This window comes from Enterobacter sp. Ap-1006 (genome assembly GCF_011752835.1).
Lineage (GTDB): Bacteria > Pseudomonadota > Gammaproteobacteria > Enterobacterales > Enterobacteriaceae > Cedecea.
Genome location: NZ_VWWU01000007.1, coordinates 1 through 23,864, shown reverse-complemented (window position 1 = coordinate 23,864; position 23,864 = coordinate 1). Strand labels below are relative to the sequence as shown.

Genomic DNA, 23,864 nt, shown 5'->3' with positions numbered 1-23,864 from the left:
GCTTTCGGAATTGTCCAGAAAGGCCGGCAAAGGCTTTGCGCCGCCCCATAACTAAAATCCATGGTCTACACTTAGCGTTACATCTTAGAAAGGGAGACAATAATGGCTAGCCGAGCAAACAAAAATAACGTTGACGATCAGGTAGACGAAATCAATAACGATGTCAGTCAGCTGGCAGATACGCTGGAAGATGTACTGAAATCCTTCGGTAGCGATGCGAAAGATGAAGTTGATGCCGCACGTAAAAAAGCCGAAGCGCTTCTGAAAGAGACCCGTGCAAGGATTAACGGTAATCAGGGCCGAGTGACGCAAGCCGCGCGAGATGCTGTTGGCTGCGCAGATTCCTATGTTCGCGATAAACCCTGGCAGAGCGTGGGGATTGGCGCGGCGGTAGGTATTGTCCTTGGGGCATTGCTGGTGTCACGCCGCTAACCCCAAGCGTTTAACAGTCGATAAATGAGACTAAATGCGCGTTGTAACCCCGGCCCCATTCGCCGGGGTTTTTACTTTATGGCCAACCGCAGTTGAAGCGCATAGCGCTGGGCCATTTCATACGAACTGATATTGGTAAAACTCAGCAGCAAACCACCGGGCCCATGATGTTCAATTCGCCAGTGGCTGAGTGCCTGGACGGCAAGTCCTGCGGCTCTGGCTTTGCCCTCGATAATCAACTCGTCACCTTCGACTTGCATCACCATCTGAATGCCGCCTTCCTGAGGCACAACCGTAAACCCTTGCTCACGTAGCGCCTCCTCGAGCCATAACCGGCGTTCGGCGTAGCACTGACGCATTTTTTTTAAGTGCCGCCAGAAATGCCCTGCCCGCAAGAAATCGGCGATAGCCTGCTGAATAAGAATTGGAGCGGTACAGGGTTGCCTGCGAGCCTGACGCTGAAAATCGTCTACCGCGTGGGAAGGCACCACCAGCCATGCAACACGCAGGGCCGGAAACATCGACTTACTGAAAGTCCCCGCGTAAATAACCCTCTGCGGGCTGTCCAGGCTTTTTAGCGGCGGCAAGGGCTTGCCGTGGTAGCGAAACTCGCTGTCGTAATCATCTTCAATGATCCAGCTTTGTTCCCGACTGGCCCATTCCAGCAGCGCGTGTCGCCGTGAAAGAGAGAGCGCCACGCCTGACGGGCTTTGGTGCGCAGGCGTCAAAAGTGCAAAACGGGCATTGGGGAAATGGTTCACGCCGTAATCAACCTGCATGCCCTCATCGTCCACGGGGATCGCCCGGATCGCCATCCCCGCTTTTACAAAATCAGGTCGAACAAAGCGGTAGCCCGGATCTTCCAGCCAGATGCCATCCCCGGGCCGCGCAAGCGTAGCGAGTATCAGGGCAATACCAGCCTGGAATCCGGGGGTAATAAAGATTTGCTCCGGCTGGCAGTCAATGCTGCGGGAGAAGCGCAGGTAATCCACAATCGCCTGCTTCAATGAGGCTTCCCCGCTGGGTTCCGGCAGCATCAGGTCAAAACGAGTTTGCTGCCGCAAACGCCGCCCCATAAGCCTCGCCCAAATAGCCCGAGGGAAGAGATCCAGCGCGGGCAGCCCCATCTGAAAAGGCCTGGGCGCGCCCTGCGGGTGAGCGGCCGAAATGTTTTGACCACCGGGATCGTGCTTCACCGATGGACTCACAAAAGTGCCCGCCTGCCCACGCCGCTCCAGCCAGCCCTGAGCCACCAGGTCGCCATAAGCGTTCTCAACCGTGGCTCTGGCAACCCCCAGCTCTAGCGCCAGCGTCCGGCTGGACGGCAGGCGACTCCCTGCCGCCAGTTCACCGCTGTTTATCGCCTGCTTTAGCTGACGGGCAATTTGCTGGTAGCGCGGCTGAGCAGGATGAGAGGCCACGGTAAGCGGCGCAAATTTTTGTTTCATGGTCTGGTTTTTTAGTTAATTTATGGCTCTATTTGATAGTCCATCATAGTGGTAAATTGCCCTCACACCAACCTGAGGAGCCACACCATGATCGAATTACGTCAGCCTTACTATGAACTCTCCCCCAACGTGATCAAACCGATGCGGCAGGCGCTGCAGGGGCTGGAAAATGGCCCCCTGAGCAACGAGCTGATCGAGCTGGTTTTCCTGCGCGTGTCGCAGATTAACGGCTGCGCCTATTGCCTGGAGATGCATGCCAAAGCGCTGCGTAAATCCGGCGTTGACCCGGTGAAGCTGGATTCACTGGCGGGCTGGAAAGTCAGCCACCAGTTCACGGAGAAAGAGCGTGCGGCGCTGGCATGGGCAGAAGCGCTCACCCTGATTGCCGACAGCAATGCCGAAGATGATGTGTACCAGCCGCTGCTGCAGTTTTTCAGCGCCGAGGAGATTGTAGATTTGACCCTGGCGGCCAGCATGATGAATGCGTTTAACCGCGTTGCGATTGGGATGCGGCAGTAAGAGATTTTTTTGTCTTTGAGACACAAACACGTTCTATGTAGCCTGGAGAATATTACGTTCACTTCCAGGCCTTTTTTATATACAGCCCCCGCACCAGTGAACGTCTTAGGGGAGTCACCGTCCCCCCCTAAGAACCCGGACTCCCGGCCAAATAAATCGACCGCGTGATCGGCAGACCTCCGTTTTATCTCCCAGTCCTGGGTCGGCTGAGATGGGTTCCCGACGCTCTCAGTCACAACGTCTCTGCTTCTTTTACCCTCACCCTAACCCTCTCCCTGGAAGGGAGAGGGAATAAACAATGTTTCCCGTGGCTTTTGTTTTCTCCCTCGCCCCTTTGGGGAGAGGGCCGGGGTGAGGGGAGATTTGTCCCCGGCTCTCAGCGCCCCCGGCTATGACCCAACTCAGACAGGGTTGAGCTGTCGGGAACAGCGAAAGAGAGCGATCGTCGGGAACGAATCGTGAACGACCCCGAATGTTTGGGTGATAACCGGTGGGTTTACCGCTTCAGCGGCGATGAGCTCGCCGGGCGCCGGGGGTTGTCAGAGGCATGGCGTAATGCCACCTGACACTTTCACGTGCTTTGAACGTGCAGAGGAAACAGGATTACGAGTGAACGGAATCTCAACCGTTCTTTCATAGATAAAGCTCTTTCTGCTGAAAAAGATCCCCCTTCCCCTACACTTTTCAATCCCCTACAAAAAATCACAGAAACACTATATCTTGCGTGGTTGCAAATTTTAAAATCAACATCTAGTATTTCTTTCAGTACGAACACACCACCCGCAGTCCACTTTATGCGGCGTTCCATTATTCTAAAGGGAAATACGAATCATGCGCATTACTATTTACACTAAAGATGACTGTGTTCAGTGTCATGCTACAAAACGGGCGATGGAGAGCCGGGGTTTTGCCTTCGACATGATCAACCTCGATCAGTGTCCGGAGGCGGCTGACGACCTGAGAGCCAAAGGCTTCCGCCAGCTGCCGGTGGTGGTAACAGAAGCCGAAAGCTGGAGTGGTTTTCGCCCGGATATGATCAATCGCCTGTGCGTTGCTGCCAGCGCATGAGCACCCTCGTCTACTTCTCCAGCGAGTCGGAAAACACCCTGCGTTTTATCGAACGTCTGGGGCTACCCGCCTTACGCATTCCCCTGGAGGTAAAAGCGCGCCTGGAAGTGACGGAACCCTACATTTTAATCGTGCCCAGCTATGGCGGCGGCGGCATTGCCGGGGCGGTACCGCCGCAGGTGATCCGCTTCCTGAACAACCCGAATAATCGCGCGCTGATCCGCGGCGTTATCGCCAGCGGTAACCGCAGTTTTGGCGAAGGGTTTTGCCGGGCCGGGGACGTCATTTCACAAAAATGCCAGGTGCCTTACCTCTACCGTTTTGAGCTACTGGGCACCCCGCAAGACATCGACAACGTGCGTAAGGGAGTAAGCGAATTTTGGCAACGACAGAAGCAGTCCGTTTAGCAACGGAAAGCGTGGACTACCACGCCCTGAACGCCATGCTCAACCTCTATGACAAAGAGGGAAACATCCAGTTTGATAAAGACAAACAGGCCGTGGAAAGTTTCTTTGCACAGCACGTCTTACCGAACACCGTCAGCTTCCCCAGCCTGCAGGCGAAGCTGGACTATCTGGTGGCCGAGCACTATTACGACGATGCCGTGTTAACCCGCTATTCGCGCTCGTTTATCCTTGAACTGTTCGACAGAGCGCACGGCAGCGGCTTTCAGTTCCAGACCTTTTTAGGCGCGTGGAAGTACTACACCAGCTACACCCTGAAAACCTGGGACGGGAAGCACTATCTGGAACATTTCCCGGACCGTGTGTGCATGGTGGCCCTGACCCTGGCGCAGGGAGATGAGCCGCTTGCCACGCGCCTGATGGAAGAGATGCTCAGCGGCCGTTTCCAGCCTGCCACGCCAACGTTCCTCAACTGCGGTAAGAAGCAGCGGGGCGAGCTGGTTTCCTGCTTCCTGCTGCGGATTGAAGACAATATGGAGTCGATTGGCCGCGCGGTTAACTCGGCGCTCCAGCTTTCTAAGCGTGGCGGCGGCGTTGCCTTCCTGCTTTCCAACCTGCGTGAAGCCGGGGCGCCCATCAAACGCATTGAAAACCAGTCATCGGGCGTGATCCCGGTAATGAAGATGCTGGAAGACGCGTTTTCCTACGCCAACCAGCTTGGCGCACGCCAGGGCGCGGGGGCGGTTTACCTCAACGCGCATCACCCGGATATCCTGCGCTTCCTCGATACCAAGCGGGAAAATGCCGATGAGAAGATCCGCATTAAAACGCTATCGCTCGGGGTGACTATTCCGGATATCACCTTCCAGCTCGCCAAAACCAATCAGCAGATGGCGCTGTTTTCGCCTTACGACGTGGAAAGAATCTACGGCAAGCCGTTTGGCGACATCAGCGTCAACGATCTTTATCAGCAAATGGTGGAGGACGATCGGATTCGTAAGAGCTGGATCAACGCTCGCGACTTCTTCCAGACGCTAGCGGAGATCCAGTTTGAGTCCGGCTACCCGTACATCATGTTTGAGGACACGGTTAACCGGGCCAACCCGATTGCCGGGCGTATTAACATGAGTAACCTCTGCTCGGAAATTTTGCAGGTAAACAGCGCCTCGACCTACGATGAAAACCTGGATTACGCGCAAACGGGCAAAGACATATCCTGCAACCTTGGTTCGCTGAACATCGCCCATGCCATGGATTCTGAGGATTTTGGCCGCACCGTGGAGACCGCCATTCGCGGCCTGACGGCGGTGTCTGATATGAGCCATATTCGCTCGGTGCCGTCGGTTGAAGCCGGGAATACCGCCTCCCATGCTATTGGCCTCGGGCAAATGAACCTGCACGGCTACCTGGCGCGCGAGGGGATTGCCTACGGCTCAGCCGAAGGGCTGGATTTCACCAATATCTATTTCTACACCATCACCTGGCACGCGCTTCGCGCTTCCAACGCTTTAGCCCGGGAGCGACAGCAGCGTTTTGCCGGTTTCGAACAGTCGCGCTATGCCAGCGGCGAATATTTCCGACAGTACCTCGAACAAACGTGGGAGCCAAAAACGGAGAAAGTCCGGGCGCTGTTTGCCAAAGCAGGGATTGTGATTCCAGGGCGTGAACAGTGGCAGCAGCTATGCGACGACGTACGCGAGCACGGCCTGTATAACCAGAATTTGCAGGCTATCCCGCCAACGGGATCAATCTCTTACATCAATCACGCGACTTCGAGCATCCACCCGATTGTCTCCCGGATTGAGATCCGTAAAGAGGGTAAAACCGGGCGTGTTTACTACCCCGCCCCGTTTATGACCAACGACAATCTTGAGTTTTACCAGGACGCCTACGATATTGGCCCGGAAAAGATCATCGACACCTACGCCGAGGCCACCCGACACGTTGACCAGGGGCTTTCGCTGACGCTGTTCTTCCGCGATACCGCCACCACCCGCGACATCAATAAAGCGCAGATTTATGCCTGGAAGAAAGGCATTAAAACGCTCTACTACATTCGTCTGCGGCAGCTGGCGCTGGAAGGCACCGAGGTGCAGGGCTGCGTGTCCTGCGCGCTATAACGCAAAGTACCAGGCTAAAGGACAAGGAAAGAAAATGACGCAACTGACGCGCGTAAGCGCCATCAACTGGAACAAAATCGAGGACGATAAAGACCTCGAGGTCTGGAACCGCCTGACCAGTAACTTCTGGCTGCCGGAGAAGGTGCCGCTCTCTAATGATATTCCGGCCTGGCAATCGCTCAGCGAGCAGGAGCAGCAGCTCGTTATCCGCGTGTTTACCGGACTGACGCTGTTGGACACTATTCAGAATACCGTGGGTGCCCCCGCGCTGATGGCCGATTCGCTGACGCCACACGAAGAGGCGGTGATGTCGAATATCAGCTTTATGGAAGCGGTGCATGCCCGTTCCTACAGCTCGATATTTTCCACGCTCTGCCAGACCAAAGATGTGGACGCCGCCTACGACTGGAGCGAGCAGAACGAAGCCCTGCAGCGTAAAGCCTCGATTATTCTGGGCCATTACCGGGATAACGACCCGCTGAAGAAGAAAATTGCCAGCGTGTTTCTCGAGTCCTTCCTGTTTTACTCCGGCTTCTGGCTGCCGATGTATTACTCCAGCCGCGGCAAGCTGACCAACACCGCCGATCTCATTCGGCTGATCATCCGCGACGAGGCGGTGCACGGCTATTACATCGGCTACAAGTACCAGAAAGCGCTGGCGCAGCAGAGCCCCGAGCGACAGACCGAGCTGCAAAACTTTGCCCTCGATCTGCTGATGGATCTCTACGATAACGAGCTGGCGTACAGCGAAACGCTTTACCGTGAACTGGGCTGGGAAGACGAAGTGAAGGCGTTTCTGAGCTACAACGCCAATAAAGCGCTGATGAACCTGGGCTACCAGGCGCTGTTCCCGGCGGAGATGGCGGAAGTTAACCCGGCCATTCTCGCGGCGCTGTCCCCCAATGCCGATGAGAACCACGATTTTTTCTCCGGCTCAGGCTCCTCCTACGTGATGGGCAAGGCGGTGGAAACCGAGGACGAGGACTGGGATTTCTAGTAATCTGGCCGCTGAGCATTTTGCGAGGTGGCCTATGTCGTTATTTCGTTGTTCTGTTTTGGCGCTGCTTTGCGGCAGCGCACCGTTAGCCTTTGGCGCCCCGCTGCTGCTGGACACGGCACAGCTGGCGCACAGTAAGCAAGAGATTAGCCAGCAAAACCCGGCCCTGATGCCCGCCTGGCAAGCCCTTAAGCATAAAGCCGACCAGGCGCTAATTCATCCGCTCTACAGCATCACCCAAAAAAGCCCCGGTGCACCGGCAGGCGATCCTCACGACTATTACAGCTTTTCTGACTACTGGTGGCCCGATCCTAAAAGCCCCGACGGCCTGCCGTGGGTGCGAAAAGATGGCCAGATCAATCCCGTCGCCGTCGGCAAGCAAAGCGATAAAGCCCGCCTGAACAGCATGACCGATGACGTATGGAATCTGGCGCTGGCCTGGCAGCTATCCGGTAAAGATGCCTACGCGGAAAAAGCCCGTCAGCAGCTGGTGAATTGGTTTATCACGCCGGAAACCCGGATGACGCCGAATCTCGCTCACGCCCAAACCATTCCCGGGAGAAAAGGCGTGCGCGGCACTGGTATTCTCGACGGACGCGGCTTTGTGCGGCTTATCGATGCCATTGAGCTGCTGCACGACGGCGGAAAGCTGGATGATAAAACCTGGCGCTCGCTCAGGCAGTGGTATCGGGATTATTACCAGTGGCTGACCACCAGCGAAAACGGCCAAAAAGAGGCTGCGGCTGAAAATAACCATGGCACCTGGTACGACGTTCAGGCCGCCGCGATTGCCCTGTGGCTGGGGGATAAGGACGCGGCCAAACGGCGTTTGATTTCTGCCACCCAGCGCATTCCGGTGCAGTTTGACGCCAAAGGCGTGCCGGTGACGGAAATTGAGCGCACGCGTTCCTGGCACTACAGCAACTTTATTCTCGATGCCTGGAACCCGTTAGGGCTGTTGGGTGAAAAAGTTGGGGTCAACGTCTGGCAGGCCAAAAGCGGTGAACACAGCCTGCAAAATGGCTACCTGTACATCACCCAGTTTGTCGATAGCCAAACCCCGTGGCCGTACCCCAATATCGAGCCGTTCAAGCCCGATGAGGCGCTGGAAAATATGGTGACCGCCGCACATGCCTGGCGGGAAAATAATACATTTAAAGACAAAGCCCAATGGCTGCTTAACCGGAATAAAACTGCCGTCATTAATTTAATTGCTCAGCCGTAATACGTCTGTCATTTCAGCCTGAATCACCCAAATTCAGGCTGAATATTCACCTCATTGACAAAAAATATTCCACCGCACTTATTCCCTCTCAGGCCAGTGCTCATGGGAAATTTCTCCCACATTCATCGCGCGGATATTTTGACATCACAGAATCGAGGGTTGCCTCAGATTCTTAGTATGTTAGGGTATATACCGGTCATTATTTCCATCAGGAATCATCTATAAATAAATTAAATACAGGAAGCCGTTTATTGCATGGCAATTAAATTAGAAGTGAAGAATTTATATAAAGTATTTGGCGAACATCCACAGCGCGCGTTCAAATACATTGAGAAGGGTATTTCCAAGAGTGAATTACTGGAAAAAACGGGTCTGTCGCTTGGCGTAAAAGACGCCAGTCTGGCCATTGAAGAAGGCGAGATTTTTGTCATCATGGGGTTGTCCGGCTCAGGAAAATCCACCATGGTTCGCCTTCTCAATCGCCTGATTGAACCCACCCGTGGACAGGTACTGATTGACGGCATTGATATTGCCAAAATATCAGACTCAGAACTCCGCGAGGTGCGCAAAAAAAAGATTGCAATGGTCTTCCAGTCCTTTGCTTTAATGCCGCATATGACGGTGTTAAATAATGCCGCTTTCGGTATGGAGCTTGCGGGAATTCCGGTCAAAGAACGGCATGAAAAAGCGCTGGATGCGCTACGTCAGGTCGGACTTGAGAATTATGCCCATGCTTACCCCGATGAATTGTCCGGCGGGATGCGTCAGCGCGTAGGTCTGGCCCGTGCGCTGGCCATAAATCCAGACATATTACTTATGGATGAAGCCTTCTCCGCGCTTGACCCCTTAATTCGGACCGAAATGCAGGACGAATTAATTAAGCTGCAGGCAAAACATCAGCGCACCATCGTGTTTATTTCCCACGATCTCGACGAAGCCATGCGCATTGGCGATCGCATTGCCATTATGCAGGGCGGCGAAGTGGTGCAGGTCGGTACGCCGGATGAAATCTTAAATAATCCGGCCAACGATTACGTGCGCACCTTCTTCCGCGGCGTGGACATTAGCCAGGTCTTTAGCGCCAAAGATATTGCCCGCCGCAGCCCGGCTGGGTTACTGCGTAAAACCAGCGGCTTTGGCCCTCGTTCGGCGCTGAAACTGCTGCAGGATGACGACCGCGAATATGGCTATGTCATTGAGCGCGGACAAAAATTCCTTGGCATCGTCTCCACCGATTCGCTAAAAGCGGCACTGGCGGCGGGCGAAGGTCTGGACCATGCGTTCCTGGCTTCCCCGGAGGCGGTTTCCGCCGAAACCTCGCTGAGCGATCTGCTCTCTCATGTCGGCCAGGCTCCGTGTGCGGTGCCGGTGGTCAGCGAAGAGGGACAGTACGTGGGCATCATCTCAAAAGGGGTGCTGCTGCAAGCATTAGATCGTGAGGGGGCAAGTCAATGAGTGACGCAACGAATCCATGGGATACCGGCAGCGCGGCAACAGACGCCGCAACCAGTCAGGCAACAGGTTCTGCAGACGCATGGGGCGCTCCGGCGTCGGATGCAGCCACCAGCGGAGGCGCTGACTGGCTGAATTCGGCCCCGGCAGCCGCGCCTGAACATTTCAATATTCTGGATCCGTTCCACAAAACGCTGATCCCTCTCGACAGCTGGGTGACGGAGGGGATCGACTGGGTGGTGACCCATTTCCGCCCCGTGTTCCAGGGCATTCGCGTGCCGGTGGATTATATTCTCAGCGGCTTCCAGCAGCTGCTTTTGGGGATGCCCGCGCCGGTCGCGATTATCGTCTTTGCGCTTATTGCCTGGCAGATGTCCAGCCTCGGCATGGGCGTTGCCACGCTGATTTCGCTGGTCGCCATTGGCGCGATTGGTGCCTGGTCGCAGGCGATGGTCACCCTGGCGCTGGTGCTGACGGCCCTGCTGTTTTGTATGGTGCTCGGCCTGCCTCTCGGGATTTGGCTGGCGCGTAGCGAACGTGCGGCGAAAATCGTTCGCCCCTTGCTGGATGCCATGCAGACCACTCCGGCGTTTGTTTACCTGGTGCCTATCGTGATGCTGTTCGGCATCGGCAACGTGCCTGGCGTGGTGGTGACGATTATCTTTGCTCTGCCGCCTATCGTGCGCCTGACTATCCTGGGCATTAAGCAGGTGCCGGAAGATTTGGTCGAAGCGGCGCGCTCATTCGGTGCCAGCCCGCGCCAGATGTTGTTCAAAGTGCAGCTTCCGCTGGCGATGCCAACCATTATGGCCGGCGTTAACCAGACGCTGATGCTGGCGCTGTCGATGGTGGTTATCGCGTCGATGATTGCCGTGGGCGGGCTCGGCCAGATGGTTCTGCGAGGCATTGGCCGCCTTGATATGGGTCTGGCTACGGTCGGTGGCGTGGGGATCGTGATCCTGGCCATTATTCTCGACCGCCTGACTCAGTCCATTGGGCGCGATTCCCGCTCCCGTGGCAACCGCCGCTGGTATACCACCGGCCCGCTGGGTCTTGTGACCCGTCCCTTCATGAAATAAGCCTGGCGGCGGCTTCGGCCGCCCCTCGCCCCATCACCATTAAAAAGGAATAACGATGCGACACAACGCTATTTTAGCCACAGCTCTTGCGACACTCGTTACCACCAGCGCTTTTGCCGCAGACCTGCCGGGCAAAGGCATTACCGTTCAGCCGGTACAGAGCACCATCGCCGAAGAAACCTTCCAGACCCTGCTGGTCAGCCGCGCGCTGGAGAAAATGGGCTACACCGTGAATAAGCCAAGCGAGGTGGACTATAACGTAGGCTACACCTCCATCGCTTCCGGCGACGCCACCTTCACCGCCGTTAACTGGCAGCCGCTGCATGATGATATGTACGCCGCTGCGGGCGGGAGCAAGAAATTCTACCGGGAGGGCACCTTCGTGACCGGCGCGGCTCAGGGCTACCTTATTGATAAGAAAACCGCTGACCAGTACCACATCACCAATATCGAGCAGCTTAAAGATCCGAAAATCGCCAAACTGTTCGACAGCAACGGCGACGGCAAAGCTGACATGATGGGCTGTACGCCAGGCTGGGGCTGCGAGGCGGTGATTAATCACCAGAATGAAGCCTATAAGCTGGCGAATACCGTGACCGTGAACCACGGCAACTACTCGGCGATGATGGCCGACACTATCGCGCGCTTCAAAGAAGGTAAGCCGGTGCTGTATTACACCTGGACACCGTACTGGGTGAGCGATGTGCTGAAGCCGGGCAAAGACGTGGTGTGGCTGCAGGTGCCGTTCTCTTCCCTGCCGGGCGAGCAGAAAGATATTGATACTAAACTGCCTAACGGAGCGAACTACGGCTTCCCGGTGAACACCATGCACATTGTTGCCAATAAGGCCTGGGCCGAGAAAAACCCACAGGCGGCGAAGCTGTTTGCAGTCATGAAATTGCCGCTGGCGGATATCAATGCCCAGAATGCGATGATGCATAACGGTAAGTCTTCTGAGGCCGACATTAACGGCCACGTCGACGGCTGGATTAAGGCGCACCAGGCGCAGTTTGACGGCTGGGTGAAAGAGGCACTGGCGGCGAAATAAACCGCCCCTCACCCTGACCCTCTCCCCAAAGGGGAGAGGGGATAAACAGACAAATACCTTTTCTCTTCTCCTTCTTTTCTCCCTCTCCCTTCCAGGGAGAGGGCCGGGGTGAGGGTTAATAACCGCACGATCCGACACCCACCTTCGCTTCTGCTGTCATCATTTTTCGCTATTATTCAGACCTCTCTTTGGCAAGTTGAAGATAATAATGAAAAACAATACTCACGGACTCAGCCCGGCGCTGATCGTCCTGATGTCCGTCGCGACCGGCCTCGCGGTTGCCAGCAACTACTACGCGCAGCCGCTGCTCGACACCATCGCAAACGCCTTTTCGCTCTCGGTGAATCAGGCCGGATTTATCGTTACCACTGCACAGCTCGGCTATGCCGCAGGGCTGTTGCTGCTGGTGCCGCTTGGGGATATGTTCGAGCGCCGGGGGCTGATCGTCTTTATGACGCTGCTGGCAGCCGGTGGGATGCTGATCACCGCCACCAGCCAGTCCCTGTGGATGATGATTCTGGGCACCGCGCTGACCGGGCTCTTCTCCGTGGTCGCGCAGATTCTTGTGCCGTTTGCCGCGACGCTCGCGGCACCGGAAAAGCGCGGGAAGGTTGTCGGGACTATCATGAGCGGGCTGCTGCTCGGGATTCTGCTGGCGCGAACCGTCGCGGGTTTATTGGCAAGCCTTGGCGGCTGGCGCACCGTTTATTGGGTTGCCAGCGTGCTGATGGCGCTGATGGCGCTGGCCCTGTGGCGCGGGCTGCCGCAGGTGAAGCAGGACAGCCACCTCAACTACCCGCAACTGCTGACCTCAATCTTCAGCCTGTTTATTAAAAACAGCCTGCTGCGCACCCGCGCCTTGCTGGGCTGCCTGACCTTCGCCAACTTCAGCATTCTCTGGACGTCGATGGCGTTCCTGCTGGCTTCGCCGCCGTTTAACTATTCAGAAGGGGTTATCGGCCTGTTCGGCCTTGCGGGAGCCGCTGGCGCGCTCGGCGCTCGCCCCGCAGGCGGCCTGGTTGATAAAGGCAAGGGGCACCACACCACCACTATTGGCCTGCTGCTGCTGCTGCTCTCCTGGGCCGCGATCGCTTTTGGTCAGTTCTCAGCCCTCGCCCTGATTGTGGGTATCCTGGTGCTGGATCTCACCGTCCAGGGCGTCCACATCACCAACCAGAGCCTGATATACCGCATGATGCCGGAAGCCCGTAACCGACTGACCGCCGGGTACATGACCAGCTACTTCATCGGCGGCGCGGCGGGTTCTTTGATTTCAGCGAGCGCTTACCAACATGCCGGCTGGAACGGGGTGTGCATTGCCGGCGCCAGCGTCGCCCTACTAAATTTGGTAGTGTGGTGGCGCGGATACCAGCGGCAGGCCGATTAGCGCAATATTGTCGCTTCCCGTAAGGGAAATTGAAGATGTAATGGCGGGGACAGTCTGTTAAGGTTGTCCCCGTTTACTAATTCGAGTGACATTAACGCAGGTTATTTATTAACACCCTATATGGATAGACCCGCAACTGTTTCAGCCGACAACCGCCACGGGGCGGAATTGTTCTTCAGTCTGAAAGCAGAGTTTCCATTACCATTTCTCCTGTCCTCAAGGCACAAAGCCTCCGGCTTCGCTGCCGTTAAACGCCGTTATACCACTCGAAACCCATTTTCTCTCCCCACGCTGCTTAGCACTCTGGGCTACGGCTTAGCGTGGTTTACGCCGATGGTGGCAACAACCAAACGTATATAAACGTATACAAACGTATAAATAATACATTTACTTTATTTGTCACCATCGTTACTATATCGGCTGCAACTAATGAGGTTATGCCAAAATGGATAGTTCGTTCACGCCCATAGAACAAATGCTGAAGTTCCGCGCCAAACGTTACCAGGAGTTCCCGTACCAGGAAGTTCTGTTGACGCGTCTTTGTATGCACATGCAGGGTAAACTGCTGGAAAACCGCAATAAGATGCTGAAGGCGCAGGGGATCAACGAGACATTATTCATGGCACTCATTACCCTTGAGTCCCAGGAAAATCACAGCATCCAGCCTTCTGAGCTGAGCTGCGCGCTGGGTTCATCCCGCACCAACGCCACGCGTATTGCCGATGAGCTGGAAAAACGCGGCTGGATTGAGCGCCGTGAAAGCGACAATGACCGCCGCTGCCTGCATCTGCATTTGACCGAAAAAGGTCATGAATTCCTGAGACAGGTCCTGCCACCGCAGCATAACTGCCTGCATCAACTGTGGTCCGCTCTGGATGCTGACGAAAAAACACAGCTGGAAACAATCACCCGTAAGCTGCTCAACCGTCTCGACCAGATGGAAGAGGACAAAGTGATCCTTGAAGCTCTGAGCTAAGCTTTTACCGTCTGTACGTCTGACAACAATCCGATTTCAAAACAACTCTCAGGCCAGCAATCTCCTTGCTGGCCTGTCAGGTCTAACAGGTCGGCTCAGCTGACCGGAAATAATAATAACCAGGTGGAGATTAGCATGAGCGCAAATGCGGAGACTCAAGCCCCGCAGCAACCGGCTAACAAGAAGGGGAAACGTAAAAGCGCCCTGATCTTGTTGACCTTGCTCTTTGTCATTATTGCTGTGGCATATGGAATCTATTGGTTTTTGGTGCTGCGTCACTTTGAAGAGACCGATGATGCTTATGTGGCAGGCAACCAGGTGCAGATCATGGCCCAGGTCTCCGGTAGCGTCACCAAAGTCTGGGCGGACAATACCGATTTTGTTAAACAGGGTGATGTACTGGTCAGCCTCGACCGTGCCGACGCTGAGCAGGCGTTCGAGAAGGCAAAAACCCAACTGGCCTCCAGCGTGCGGCAGACTCGCCAGCTGATGATCAACAGCAAGCAGTATCAGGCCAATATCGAACTGCAGAAAACGGCTCTGGCGCAGGCGCAAAGCGACCTGAACCGCCGTATTCCGCTGGGCAGCGCCAACCTGATTGGCCGCGAAGAACTGCAGCACGCCCGGGATGCCGTCACCAGCGCTCAGGCTCAGTTGGATGTGGCCGTGCAGCAATACAATGCTAACCAGGCCATGATTCTCGGCACCAAACTGGAAGAGCAGCCTGCGGTTCAACAGGCGGCGACCGAAGTGCGTAACAGCTGGATGGCGCTGCAGCGTACCACCATCGTCAGCCCAATGACCGGCTATGTTTCCCGCCGTGCCGTGCAGGTTGGCGCCCAAATTAGCCCGTCCACGGCGCTGATGGCCATCGTACCGGCCAGCGGTATGTGGGTTGACGCTAACTTTAAAGAAACCCAGCTGGCGCATATGCGCATTGGCCAGTCGGCCACCATCGTCAGCGATATCTACGGCGACGACGTGAAGTACACCGGGAAAGTTGTCGGCCTGGATATGGGCACCGGCAGCGCCTTCTCGCTGCTGCCAGCGCAGAACGCCACCGGGAACTGGATCAAAGTGGTTCAGCGCCTGCCGGTTCGTATTGAACTGGACGCCAAACAGGTTGAACAGCATCCGCTGCGGATCGGCCTGTCCACGCTGGTGAATGTGGATACCAGCAACCGCGACGGGAGCGTACTGTCCTCTCAGACCCGCACCACGCCGGTTTACGAAAGTAACGCGCGTGAGCTGAATCTGACGCCGGCTAACCAGCTTATTGACCAGATTATTCAGGCCAATGCGGGTTAATAAAGCGGAGGGTGTATGGCACAACAAAAACCGCTAGAAGGCGCCCAGCTGGTCATTATGACCATCGCCCTGTCGCTGGCGACCTTTATGCAGGTGCTGGACTCCACCATCGCTAACGTGGCTATCCCGACGATTGCCGGTAACCTGGGCTCATCCCTGAGCCAGGGGACGTGGGTTATCACCTCATTTGGGGTGGCAAACGCCATCTCAATCCCGATCACCGGCTGGCTGGCAAAACGCTTCGGGGAAGTGAGGCTTTTCCTGTGGTCGACCGTGCTGTTTGCTATCGCCTCCTGGGCGTGCGGCATGTCGAACAGCCTGACGATGCTGATCTTCTTCCGCGTTATCCAGGGGATCGTTGCCGGGCCGCTGATTCCGCTGTCCCAGAGCCTGTTGCTGAGCAACTACCCGCCCGCCAAGCGCAGCATTGCGCTGGCGCTGTGGTCGATGACGGTGATCGTGGCGCCGATTTGCGGCCCGATTCTGGGCGGCTATATTAGCGACAACTATCACTGGGGCTGGATCTTCTTCATCAACGTGCCGATTGGTATCGTCGTGGTGCTGATGGGCCTGCAGGCCCTGCGAGGCCGCGAAACTCGTACCGAGCAGCGCCGCATCGATGGCGTAGGGCTGGCCTTGCTGGTGCTGGGGATCGGTAGTCTGCAGATTATGCTCGACCGGGGTAAAGAGCTGGACTGGTTTAACTCGACGGAAATCATCGTGTTGACGGTAATTGCGGTGGTCACCATCAGCTTCCTGATTGTCTGGGAGCTGACCGATGATAATCCGATAGTCGACCTGTCGCTGTTTAAGTCGCGAAACTTTACCATCGGCTGCCTGTGTATCAGTCTCGCCTACATGCTTTACTTCGGCGCGATTGTCCTGCTGCCTCAGCTGTTGCAGGAAGTGTATGGCTATACCGCGACCTGGGCCGGGCTTGCGTCCGCGCCGGTGGGGGTCATCCCGGTGCTGCTGTCGCCGATTATCGGCCGCTTCGCGCACAAGCTCGATATGCGCCGTCTGGTCACCTTCAGCTTCATTATGTATGCGGTGTGCTTCTACTGGCGCGCGTATACCTTTGAGCCGGGGATGGACTTCGCCGCGTCGGCCTGGCCGCAGTTTATTCAGGGCTTTGCGGTGGCGTGTTTCTTCATGCCGCTGACCACGATTACCCTGTCTGGCCTGCCGCCGGAGCGCCTTGCCGCGGCGTCGAGCCTGTCGAACTTTACCCGTACGCTGGCGGGTTCGATTGGGACGTCGATAACCACCACGCTGTGGACGAACCGCGAGTCGCTGCACCATGCGCAGCTAACGGAGTCTGTCACGCCGTATAACCCGAACTCGGTTGAAACCTACAACCAGCTTCAGGGCTTGGGCATGTCGCACCAACAGGCTTCCGGCTACATCGCCCAGCAGATCACCAACCAGGGGCTGATCATCTCCGCCAACGAGATTTTCTGGTTCTCGGCAGGGGTATTTATTCTGCTTCTCGGGCTGGTATGGTTTGCCAAACCGCCTTTCGGGGCGGGCGGTGGCGGCGGTGGCGCACACTGACATTCCTCCCTAAAGGAGCCTTCGGGCTCCTCAGACAGCGGACAAACCTCTGGCGAGAGAAGAAATACCAGACTGCTCGTTAAAAAAAACAGGAAAATCAATTTATTGATTTTCGGCTGATAACCACAGAGAGGGAAAAACCACGCTTTTTCCTTCTTTGTCAGCAGCCTTAGGAGCCTTCGGGCTCCTTTTTCTTTGCCTGAATCTGGCGGTTTCACCACACAGGTTGTCAGCTTTGCGCCAGCCCCTGCAGAAATTATTCGCCAGGATAAACAGACCACCTGACCTGGAGAAACCTGATGCTGACCAACCCATCGCAAAAATACCTCGCCCATGCGCCGATTCAGTTGCCCGATCGCCAGTGGCCGGATAAAACCCTGACGCACGCTCCACGCTGGCTTTCCACTGACCTGCGCGACGGCAATCAGGCGCTGGCTGAACCGATGGACGTTGCCCGCAAGCTGCGCTTCTGGGATTTACTGCTTAAGTGCGGCTTCAAAGAGATCGAGGTCGCCTTCCCTGCCGCCTCAGAAACGGATTTTCAGTTTGTGCGCCAGCTGATTGAAGAAAATCGGATTCCTGAAGATGTCACCATTCAGGTCCTCACCCAGGCACGTAGCGACCTGATTGAACGCACCTTTGCATCCCTGGCAGGCGTACACAGCGCCACGGTGCATCTGTACAACGCCACCGCCCCGCTGTTCCGCAGGCTGGTTTTCCGCCAGAGCAAAGAAGAGATCGTTCAGCTGGCGGTCAACGCCACCCGCCAGGTGCGGGCGCTGTGCAAGGCTAACCCACAGACGCAATGGCGCTATGAATACTCCCCGGAAACTTTTTGCTTCACCGAACCGGAATTCGCCCTGCAAATTTGCGAGGCGGTGGCGGATGTCTGGGAGCCGTCTCCCGAGCGGCCAATGATTATCAATTTGCCCGCCACCGTGGAGGTGAACACGCCCAACGTTTATGCCGATCAGATTGAGTATTTCTGCCGCCACTTCTCCCGCCGCGATGCGGTGTGCATCAGCGTACATCCCCATAACGATCGCGGTAGCGGCGTGGCCAGCGCCGAACTCGCCATCCTCGCCGGTGCGGATCGGGTGGAAGGCTGCCTGTTTGGCAACGGGGAGCGCACCGGGAACGTCTGCCTGGTCACGCTGGCGATGAATCTTTATAGCCAGGGGATTTCGCCGCAGCTGGACTTCAGCGATATGAAGCAGGTGGTGGAACTGGTCGAGCAATGCAATCAGTTACCGGTGCATCCTCGCCATCCTTACGCCGGGAAGCTCGCTTTTACCGCTTTTTCCGGATCGCATCAGGATGCCATTAAGAAAGGTTTTACCGCGCGGGGCGAGTCCAGCTCAGCGCGGTGGGAAATGCCCTATCTGCCCGTTGATCCGAACGACATTGGCTGCAGCTATGAAGCGGTGATCCGCGTCAACAGCCAGTCCGGGAAAAGCGGTGCCGCCTGGATGCTGGAGCAAAACCACGGCCTGGTGCTGCCGCGCGGTTTACAGCAGGACTTTAGTCGCCACGTCCAGGCGCAAACCGACAGGGAGGGCAACGAGATGACGCTGAGCGCCCTGTGGCAGCTGTTCCGCACACTTTACGGCCCGCATCAATCCGCCCCGCGTCAGCTGCTGGATTACCGGACGGAGAGCCAGGCCGATGGTTCACTCCGTCTGTGGGCCCACGTTCAGACGCACGGCGGCGTTATCGCTCTGCAGGGCAAAGGCAACGGTTTACTTTCCGCCGCAGCCGATGCCCTGAAATCTCGTTTTAACCTGGTATTTTCTATTGAGGATTATCATGAGCATACGCTCGGCAGGCACAGCGAAAGCCGCTCGGCCGCTTATATCCGCTGCACCTTCAGGGAAGGCGTGAGCCGCTGGGGAACCGGCATTGATAATGATGTCTCGCGCGCGTCGCTCCAGGCGCTGTTAAACGCGCTGCCCGAGGGTTAATCAGAGAAGAAGTATTCGCTCGGTGAAACGCCGAGCGTTCGCCGAAACATAGCGCTGAAGGCGCTGTGGCTTTCATACCCCAGATCCAGCGCAACGCGCAGCACGGACTGCCCCTGGGCAAGGCGCTCAAGCGCCGCCATCAGCCTTGCCCTGCGCAGCCATTCGCTAAACGCCAGACCCGTTTGCTGACGAAAATGGCGCAGCAAGGTTCTCTCACTGACGTTAAGCCGTTCAGCGGCCAGCGCGTTTGTCCAGGGCTGACCGGGTTCCGCCTGAATCTGGCGACACAGCGCCAGTAGCCCCGGTGACTGCGGCTCGGGAAGATTAAACGGCAGCGCGGCGGTGCCCCGAATCTCATCGAGGATAAGCTCGTAAATTCGCTCTGCCCGACTTCCCGCCGGGTAAGCTTCCGGTAACTGGAGCGAGCAGATAATCAGCTCGCGCAGTAAAGTGGATATCTGCACGACCTGGCAAACCGACGGTAAGTCAGCCCGGGCAAACGGATCAATAAACAATGTGCGCGCCGCTACGTGGCCGATGATTTGCAGGCGGTGCTGAGTGCCAGCGGGTAACCAGACGCCGCGCCCCGGCGGAACCACCCAAATCCCCTGCCCGGTTTCGACGCGCACAACGCCGCTCAGCGTATGCAGCAGCTGCGCGCAGTCGTGACTGTGCCAGGGCTCCGAGGCACCATGGCTGTAATCATGGGCAAAAGGAACCAGCGGCCGCGTGGCAAAACTGAATTTCAGGCTGGTGGACATAGTTCGTTTCGTGAGCAAAAAGATGACGATAGCATACCGCAGGCGTAAAAAAAGGAGCCATATGGCTCCTTTTTACTGTGTGCACAAAACTAGATGTGCAGCTCCTGCAGCTTCTCTTTCGGCAGAGCCAGCTCATCATTGCTGTTGACGCTGACGCCATGCTCAATGATGTGGCGCGCGATATCCTGCGCTTCCTGCAGAGAGTGCATCTGATACGTCCCGCACTGGTAAACGTTCAGCTCTGGGATCTGGTTTTGCTCTTTCACTTTCAGCACGTCCTGCATCGCCGCTTTCCAGGCATCCGCCACGCGCTGCTCTGCCGGGACACCGATCAGGCTCATGTAGAACCCTGTGCGGCAGCCCATTGGGGAGATATCGATGATCTCTACCCCGTTCCCGTTCAGGTGGTCACGCATAAAACCGGCGAACAGGTGCTCCAGAGTATGGATCCCTTTTTCCGGCATCACTTCCTTGTTTGGGACACAAAAGCGCAGGTCAAACACCGTAATGGTGTCACCGTGTGGCGTGTGCATAGTTTTGGCTACACGGACTGCAGGCGCACCCATACGAGTATGGTCGACTGTGAAGCTATCCAACAACGGCATCTGGTCACCTCCGATAAAATGATTTTTTTTAAAAATAATTGAAACTATTTTTACGCACGCGAGTCTGAGTATATGAAAGACGCGCATTTGTTATCATCATCCCTGTTATTCAGAGATGAATATTTGGCCACAAGTATGTGGCCTTTTTCTTTTCTGTCAGGCCTTCTTCGCCAGAAAGCTATCGAACGACTCCGTATCCGCCGCCTCAATATCCCGCTGACGCTGCCATGAAGCATCATGCTCTTTCTGCAGGGCATCCGCAGTTAAAATTTCCAACGGCTCCTGAATCAGCATCTGACGATATTGTTCGGCCAGCGCAAGGCCGGTGCCGCCAATCCCGTTATCAATCATAGAACGTAAAATACGGGCTGAATACGTTAACTCCGGATCGTCAAAGCTGGCGACCAGCTGGTCACATACTTGCTGGTATTCCTGGCTGTCGGTCATACCGTCCAGCGTTTCCGCCACGCGGCGTAAATCGGTGAACAGATCTTTGCCTACTTTTGACAGCGGGTGCTGAGCCGTTTCACAGCCCATACCCAGGGTAAGCCCAGGCTTACGACCTTCCAGAATCACGCGGTTCCAGTTGGTACGGGTGCACAGCAGTTCGTCGCTGCTCATCTCCGGCGCATCCGCCAGTACGCACCAAATCATAAACAGGTCGAGGAAGCGAACCTGCTGCTCATCCACGCCGATTGGCGAGAACGGGTTGATATCCAGCGAACGCACTTCGATATACTCGATGCCGCCGCGCAGCAGCGCATCCGACGGCGATTCTCCATCACGCGTCACGCGCTTTGGACGAATCGGCGCATAGAGTTCGTTTTCAATTTGCAGCACGTTGGTGTTGAGTTGCAGGTGTTTGCCGTCCTTCATCAAACCAATCTGAGCGTACTCTTCTGACGGGGTTTTAATCGCCCGCTTCAGCGCATCGACATAGGTGTTCAGATCGTTGAAGGTAATGCCCAGATTGCTCTGCGACTTGTTGGTGTAACCCAGATCGCTCAGGCGTAATGACGTGGCATACGGCAGGTAATACATGCCGCATTCGGTTTTCTCAAACGGCAACGCGCTCTCTTTGCCCTGCAGGAATGAAGAGCAAATAGCCGGAGAAGCACCGAACAAATAAGGGATAACCCAACCAAAGCGGTAATAGTTGCGGATCAGGCGGAAATAACCGGCAGAAATGGCCTCTTTACCACTTTCTGCATCCTGTACGCCGCATTTTGCCTGCCAGAAAGCCATCGGCAGGGAGAAATTGTAATGCACGCCGGAGATGGTCTGCATCAGCGCGCCATAACGATTTTTCAGCCCTTCACGGTACAGCGTTTTAAAGCGCCCCGCATTAGAAGAACCGTACTGGGCCAGCTCGATGTTCTGACCGTCGTCGATGTAACACGGCATACTTAGCGGCCACATACGTTCCTCGCCCAGTTCACGCGCCGTGTGGCGATGAATGTCACGCAGGAAGGTCAGCATATGGTCAATGTCACCATCAACCGGGGTAATAAATTCCAGGAGGGCTTCGGCGAAGTCCGTGGTAATCCATTTATGTGTAAACGCTGAGCCAAGGCTTTCAGGATGCCCGGTGGTGGCTAAATCGCCTTCTGGCGTCACGCGCAGCGTTTCACGCTCAAGACCACGGCAAATGCCTTTTACTGCTTCAGGGTGTTTTTCCAGCCAGGCCAAAGCCTGTGATACGTCCGGGATCAAATTGACCTCCCGCCTGTCGAATTTATTTTAATAAGCATAATTGTTTTCGCCGGTGATGAAGACTCATCCCACGCAATTAGTGCCACCACGCCATGCCTTGTACCGTTGCAGCCGCGACAACGATGTAGCGTAGCGCTTTGCCAAGGCATAAAAAGAATATCACCGGCCCCCAGCTCAGGCGTAACCACCCGGCCAGCAGGCATAACAGATCGCCTATCAGCGGCATCCAGCTCAGTAACAACGTCGCTGGGCCAAAACGAGTCAACCAGTCGGTCGCTTTTCCCTGCCAGCGCGATTGTATACGCTGCGGGAAAAAGCGCCCCAGAATAACGTTAGTCATACCGCCAAGGCTATTACCGATTGTTGCTATTATCACAAGAACCGATACCGGGCCGCTACCGGCAACCAGAAGCGCCACAAGTACCGCTTCTGAGCTCCCCGGCAGCAGCGTCGCGCTCAGGAAACTGCTGGTGAACAATGAAAGGAGCGATAGCGTGTCGCTCACAGTAGGCGCACGTCCACAACATCCATTCCCGCGCTGCGCGCCGCCTGAAGACCAAAATCAGCATCTTCAAATACCACACATTTTCCCGGCGCCACGCCCATCAGTTCGGCGCAGCGTAAGAAGGTATCAGGTGCTGGCTTATGGTGTTTAACATGATCTGCTGCCACGACCGCTGCAAAATACTGACGTAAACCAAGATGCTTAAGCAGCGCTTCTGCAATATCGCTTTCGCTACCTGTACCGACCGACATCGGACGGCGGCCATGCCAGGCTTTCACCACTTCAATCAGCGGCAGCGGACGCACGGTATCAAGTAGCATGGCTCGAACGGCAACAGTTTTTTCAGCCGCCAGACTGTGGGGATCGAGATCGGCATTGTGGCTTTCGATAATTGCAGCAGCAATTTTCCAGCTTGGCGCGCCATTCAGGGCAACCATCGCCTGCTCGTCGAAGCTCATGCCATAGCGGCCAAGGGTTTCATGCCAGGCTTTACGGTGAGTCGGCTCCGTATCAAGGATCGTGCCGTCCATATCAAAGATTAAACCGTCATAGCGATCGTACATCTCACCCTCACTTCACTGAATGTCGAGGCGGTACTTTAGCGTAAATGGCTGAAATTGTCGCTGTCTGCGGGTAGTGGCGGTATTGCGAATAAGGAGTATGAAAAGCTGAACGGTATGTTTGTAACAGGGGAATTTAAACGAAGTTTGAAGGGGTGAGTCGTGCTGGTGGGAAATTAACTTTCTCTTTCACACCGTCATCGCTAATGATGAGGAAGAATATGGTGCATCCGGGAGGATGACTCACCGAAGGCTCGCCCTAAAGGGCCGTTGCTGAAGCAACGTTATCCTCCCTGGTGCTGGCGGAGAAATTGACTTTCTCTTTCACACCGTCATTGCTAATGATGAGGAAGAATATGGTGCATCCGGGAGGATTCGAACCTCCGACCGCTCGGTTCGTAGCCGAGTACTCTATCCAGCTGAGCTACGGATGCATCGGGATTACTGCTTTTACTGCTGACTCAGTACTACCTACACTCTCAGGCAATACCGGAGAAGAATGGTGCATCCGGGAGGATGACTCACCGAAGGCTCGCCCTAAAGGGCCGTTGCTGAAGCAACGTTATCCTCCCTTGTGTTGGCGGAGAAAGTAACTTTCTCTTTCACACCGTCATCGCTAATGATGAGGAAGAATATGGTGCATCCGGGAGGATTCGAACCTCCGACCGCTCGGTTCGTAGCCGAGTACTCTATCCAGCTGAGCTACGGATGCATCGGGATTACTGCTTTTACTGCTGACTCA

The 23,864-nt window shown here is 55.8% G+C and carries 21 protein-coding genes and 2 tRNA genes; 15 read left to right on the top strand and 8 right to left on the bottom strand.

From position 1 onward, the window contains the following. Nucleotides 1-102: 102 nt before the first annotated feature. Nucleotides 103-432, top strand: coding sequence for a DUF883 family protein (locus F3J28_RS19770; protein ID WP_008458223.1), 330 nt, complete (start codon nucleotides 103-105; stop codon nucleotides 430-432). A 71-nt stretch (nucleotides 433-503) separates the two neighbouring features. On the opposite strand, the gene pdxR is transcribed toward F3J28_RS19770, so the two are convergent. Beyond that, nucleotides 504-1,880: a MocR-like pyridoxine biosynthesis transcription factor PdxR gene (gene pdxR / locus F3J28_RS19765; protein ID WP_166879031.1), complete on the bottom strand. Its 1,377-nt coding sequence runs from the start codon at nucleotides 1,878-1,880 to the stop codon at nucleotides 504-506. A gap of 87 nt (nucleotides 1,881-1,967) precedes the next feature. Here pdxR and F3J28_RS19760 point away from each other — a divergent pair, with 87 nt between their 5' ends. The 14 genes from F3J28_RS19760 to leuA all read left to right on the top strand — a co-directional run bounded on the left by F3J28_RS19760 (nucleotide 1,968) and on the right by leuA (nucleotide 18,978). Then, nucleotides 1,968-2,399: a carboxymuconolactone decarboxylase family protein gene (locus F3J28_RS19760; protein WP_166879028.1), complete on the top strand. Its 432-nt coding sequence runs from the start codon at nucleotides 1,968-1,970 to the stop codon at nucleotides 2,397-2,399. 831 nt (nucleotides 2,400-3,230) lie between these two features. Next, a complete protein-coding gene (gene nrdH / locus F3J28_RS19755; RefSeq protein WP_166879025.1) occupies nucleotides 3,231-3,467 on the top strand; it encodes a glutaredoxin-like protein NrdH in 237 nt (78 codons plus the stop codon). Then, complete coding sequence (gene nrdI / locus F3J28_RS19750) at nucleotides 3,464-3,874, top strand: class Ib ribonucleoside-diphosphate reductase assembly flavoprotein NrdI (RefSeq protein WP_008458227.1); 411 nt, start codon at nucleotides 3,464-3,466, stop codon at nucleotides 3,872-3,874. Before nrdH ends, nrdI begins: the two co-directional genes overlap by 4 nt. Next, complete coding sequence (gene nrdE / locus F3J28_RS19745; RefSeq protein ID WP_166879022.1) at nucleotides 3,847-5,991, top strand: class 1b ribonucleoside-diphosphate reductase subunit alpha; 2,145 nt, start codon at nucleotides 3,847-3,849, stop codon at nucleotides 5,989-5,991. Before nrdI ends, nrdE begins: the two co-directional genes overlap by 28 nt. 34 nt (nucleotides 5,992-6,025) lie before the next feature. Beyond that, the gene (gene nrdF, locus F3J28_RS19740; protein ID WP_166879019.1) at nucleotides 6,026-6,988 is read left to right on the top strand and encodes a class 1b ribonucleoside-diphosphate reductase subunit beta; all 963 of its coding nucleotides are present in this window, start codon (nucleotides 6,026-6,028) and stop codon (nucleotides 6,986-6,988) included. Between the two features lie 34 nt (nucleotides 6,989-7,022). After that, entirely contained in the window at nucleotides 7,023-8,213 is a 1,191-nt protein-coding gene (locus F3J28_RS19735; protein WP_166879017.1) for an alginate lyase family protein, read from the top strand. A 255-nt stretch (nucleotides 8,214-8,468) separates the two neighbouring features. Beyond that, nucleotides 8,469-9,668: a glycine betaine/L-proline ABC transporter ATP-binding protein ProV gene (gene proV / locus F3J28_RS19730; protein ID WP_008458231.1), complete on the top strand. Its 1,200-nt coding sequence runs from the start codon at nucleotides 8,469-8,471 to the stop codon at nucleotides 9,666-9,668. Further along, complete coding sequence (proW, locus tag F3J28_RS19725) at nucleotides 9,665-10,744, top strand: glycine betaine/L-proline ABC transporter permease ProW (RefSeq protein WP_166879014.1); 1,080 nt, start codon at nucleotides 9,665-9,667, stop codon at nucleotides 10,742-10,744. Before proV ends, proW begins: the two co-directional genes overlap by 4 nt. Before the next feature lie 55 nt (nucleotides 10,745-10,799). After that, nucleotides 10,800-11,792: a glycine betaine/L-proline ABC transporter substrate-binding protein ProX gene (gene proX / locus F3J28_RS19720; protein ID WP_008458237.1), complete on the top strand. Its 993-nt coding sequence runs from the start codon at nucleotides 10,800-10,802 to the stop codon at nucleotides 11,790-11,792. A gap of 208 nt (nucleotides 11,793-12,000) precedes the next feature. Then, on the top strand, nucleotides 12,001-13,179 hold the full coding sequence (locus tag F3J28_RS19715) for an MFS transporter (RefSeq protein WP_008458239.1): 1,179 nt from the start codon (nucleotides 12,001-12,003) through the stop codon (nucleotides 13,177-13,179). Nucleotides 13,180-13,624: 445 nt separating this feature from the next. After that, complete coding sequence (gene mprA / locus F3J28_RS19710) at nucleotides 13,625-14,155, top strand: transcriptional repressor MprA (RefSeq protein WP_008458241.1); 531 nt, start codon at nucleotides 13,625-13,627, stop codon at nucleotides 14,153-14,155. A 135-nt stretch (nucleotides 14,156-14,290) separates the two neighbouring features. Beyond that, complete coding sequence (emrA, locus tag F3J28_RS19705; RefSeq protein WP_008458242.1) at nucleotides 14,291-15,463, top strand: multidrug efflux MFS transporter periplasmic adaptor subunit EmrA; 1,173 nt, start codon at nucleotides 14,291-14,293, stop codon at nucleotides 15,461-15,463. Nucleotides 15,464-15,478: 15 nt separating this feature from the next. Beyond that, a complete protein-coding gene (gene emrB / locus F3J28_RS19700; RefSeq protein WP_008458243.1) occupies nucleotides 15,479-17,017 on the top strand; it encodes a multidrug efflux MFS transporter permease subunit EmrB in 1,539 nt (512 codons plus the stop codon). A 299-nt stretch (nucleotides 17,018-17,316) separates the two neighbouring features. Then, nucleotides 17,317-18,978, top strand: a complete 1,662-nt coding sequence (gene leuA, locus F3J28_RS19695) for a 2-isopropylmalate synthase (RefSeq protein ID WP_166879011.1) — start codon at nucleotides 17,317-17,319, stop codon at nucleotides 18,976-18,978. Here the strand turns inward: leuA and F3J28_RS19690 are convergent. The 7 genes from F3J28_RS19690 to F3J28_RS19660 form a co-directional block, all read right to left on the bottom strand. Then, entirely contained in the window at nucleotides 18,975-19,739 is a 765-nt protein-coding gene (locus tag F3J28_RS19690; RefSeq protein ID WP_166879008.1) for an AraC family transcriptional regulator, read from the bottom strand. The two genes, leuA and F3J28_RS19690, sit on opposite strands and share 4 nt — an antisense overlap. Before the next feature lie 89 nt (nucleotides 19,740-19,828). Next, the gene (gene luxS, locus F3J28_RS19685) at nucleotides 19,829-20,344 is read right to left on the bottom strand and encodes an S-ribosylhomocysteine lyase (protein WP_008458247.1); all 516 of its coding nucleotides are present in this window, start codon (nucleotides 20,342-20,344) and stop codon (nucleotides 19,829-19,831) included. 156 nt (nucleotides 20,345-20,500) lie between these two features. Further along, a complete protein-coding gene (gshA, locus tag F3J28_RS19680; RefSeq protein WP_166879005.1) occupies nucleotides 20,501-22,057 on the bottom strand; it encodes a glutamate--cysteine ligase in 1,557 nt (518 codons plus the stop codon). 76 nt (nucleotides 22,058-22,133) lie between these two features. Further along, nucleotides 22,134-22,562 (bottom strand): YqaA family protein, encoded by a 429-nt coding sequence (locus F3J28_RS19675; protein ID WP_008458252.1) that lies wholly within the window; start codon nucleotides 22,560-22,562, stop codon nucleotides 22,134-22,136. Next, entirely contained in the window at nucleotides 22,559-23,125 is a 567-nt protein-coding gene (gene yqaB, locus F3J28_RS19670) for a fructose-1-phosphate/6-phosphogluconate phosphatase (RefSeq protein ID WP_166879002.1), read from the bottom strand. The genes F3J28_RS19675 and yqaB overlap by 4 nt, the downstream gene beginning before the upstream one ends. Before the next feature lie 354 nt (nucleotides 23,126-23,479). Further along, a tRNA-Arg gene (locus F3J28_RS19665) sits at nucleotides 23,480-23,556 on the bottom strand. Between the two features lie 201 nt (nucleotides 23,557-23,757). Beyond that, nucleotides 23,758-23,834: transfer RNA gene (locus F3J28_RS19660), tRNA-Arg, on the bottom strand. Nucleotides 23,835-23,864: the final 30 nt, after the last annotated feature.

Bases quoted from the DNA above. Each gene is read 5' to 3' on its own strand.
- F3J28_RS19770 (WP_008458223.1), top strand. From the start codon at position 103: ATGGCTAGCCGAGCAAACAAAAATAACGTTGACGATCAGGTAGACGAA.
- pdxR (WP_166879031.1), bottom strand. From the start codon at position 1,880: ATGAAACAAAAATTTGCGCCGCTTACCGTGGCCTCTCATCCTGCTCAG.
- F3J28_RS19760 (WP_166879028.1), top strand. From the start codon at position 1,968: ATGATCGAATTACGTCAGCCTTACTATGAACTCTCCCCCAACGTGATC.
- nrdH (WP_166879025.1), top strand. From the start codon at position 3,231: ATGCGCATTACTATTTACACTAAAGATGACTGTGTTCAGTGTCATGCT.
- nrdI (WP_008458227.1), top strand. From the start codon at position 3,464: ATGAGCACCCTCGTCTACTTCTCCAGCGAGTCGGAAAACACCCTGCGT.
- nrdF (WP_166879019.1), top strand. From the start codon at position 6,026: ATGACGCAACTGACGCGCGTAAGCGCCATCAACTGGAACAAAATCGAG.
- F3J28_RS19735 (WP_166879017.1), top strand. From the start codon at position 7,023: ATGTCGTTATTTCGTTGTTCTGTTTTGGCGCTGCTTTGCGGCAGCGCA.
- proV (WP_008458231.1), top strand. From the start codon at position 8,469: ATGGCAATTAAATTAGAAGTGAAGAATTTATATAAAGTATTTGGCGAA.
- proW (WP_166879014.1), top strand. From the start codon at position 9,665: ATGAGTGACGCAACGAATCCATGGGATACCGGCAGCGCGGCAACAGAC.
- proX (WP_008458237.1), top strand. From the start codon at position 10,800: ATGCGACACAACGCTATTTTAGCCACAGCTCTTGCGACACTCGTTACC.
- F3J28_RS19715 (WP_008458239.1), top strand. From the start codon at position 12,001: ATGAAAAACAATACTCACGGACTCAGCCCGGCGCTGATCGTCCTGATG.
- mprA (WP_008458241.1), top strand. From the start codon at position 13,625: ATGGATAGTTCGTTCACGCCCATAGAACAAATGCTGAAGTTCCGCGCC.
- emrA (WP_008458242.1), top strand. From the start codon at position 14,291: ATGAGCGCAAATGCGGAGACTCAAGCCCCGCAGCAACCGGCTAACAAG.
- emrB (WP_008458243.1), top strand. From the start codon at position 15,479: ATGGCACAACAAAAACCGCTAGAAGGCGCCCAGCTGGTCATTATGACC.
- leuA (WP_166879011.1), top strand. From the start codon at position 17,317: ATGCTGACCAACCCATCGCAAAAATACCTCGCCCATGCGCCGATTCAG.
- F3J28_RS19690 (WP_166879008.1), bottom strand. From the start codon at position 19,739: ATGTCCACCAGCCTGAAATTCAGTTTTGCCACGCGGCCGCTGGTTCCT.
- luxS (WP_008458247.1), bottom strand. From the start codon at position 20,344: ATGCCGTTGTTGGATAGCTTCACAGTCGACCATACTCGTATGGGTGCG.
- yqaB (WP_166879002.1), bottom strand. From the start codon at position 23,125: ATGTACGATCGCTATGACGGTTTAATCTTTGATATGGACGGCACGATC.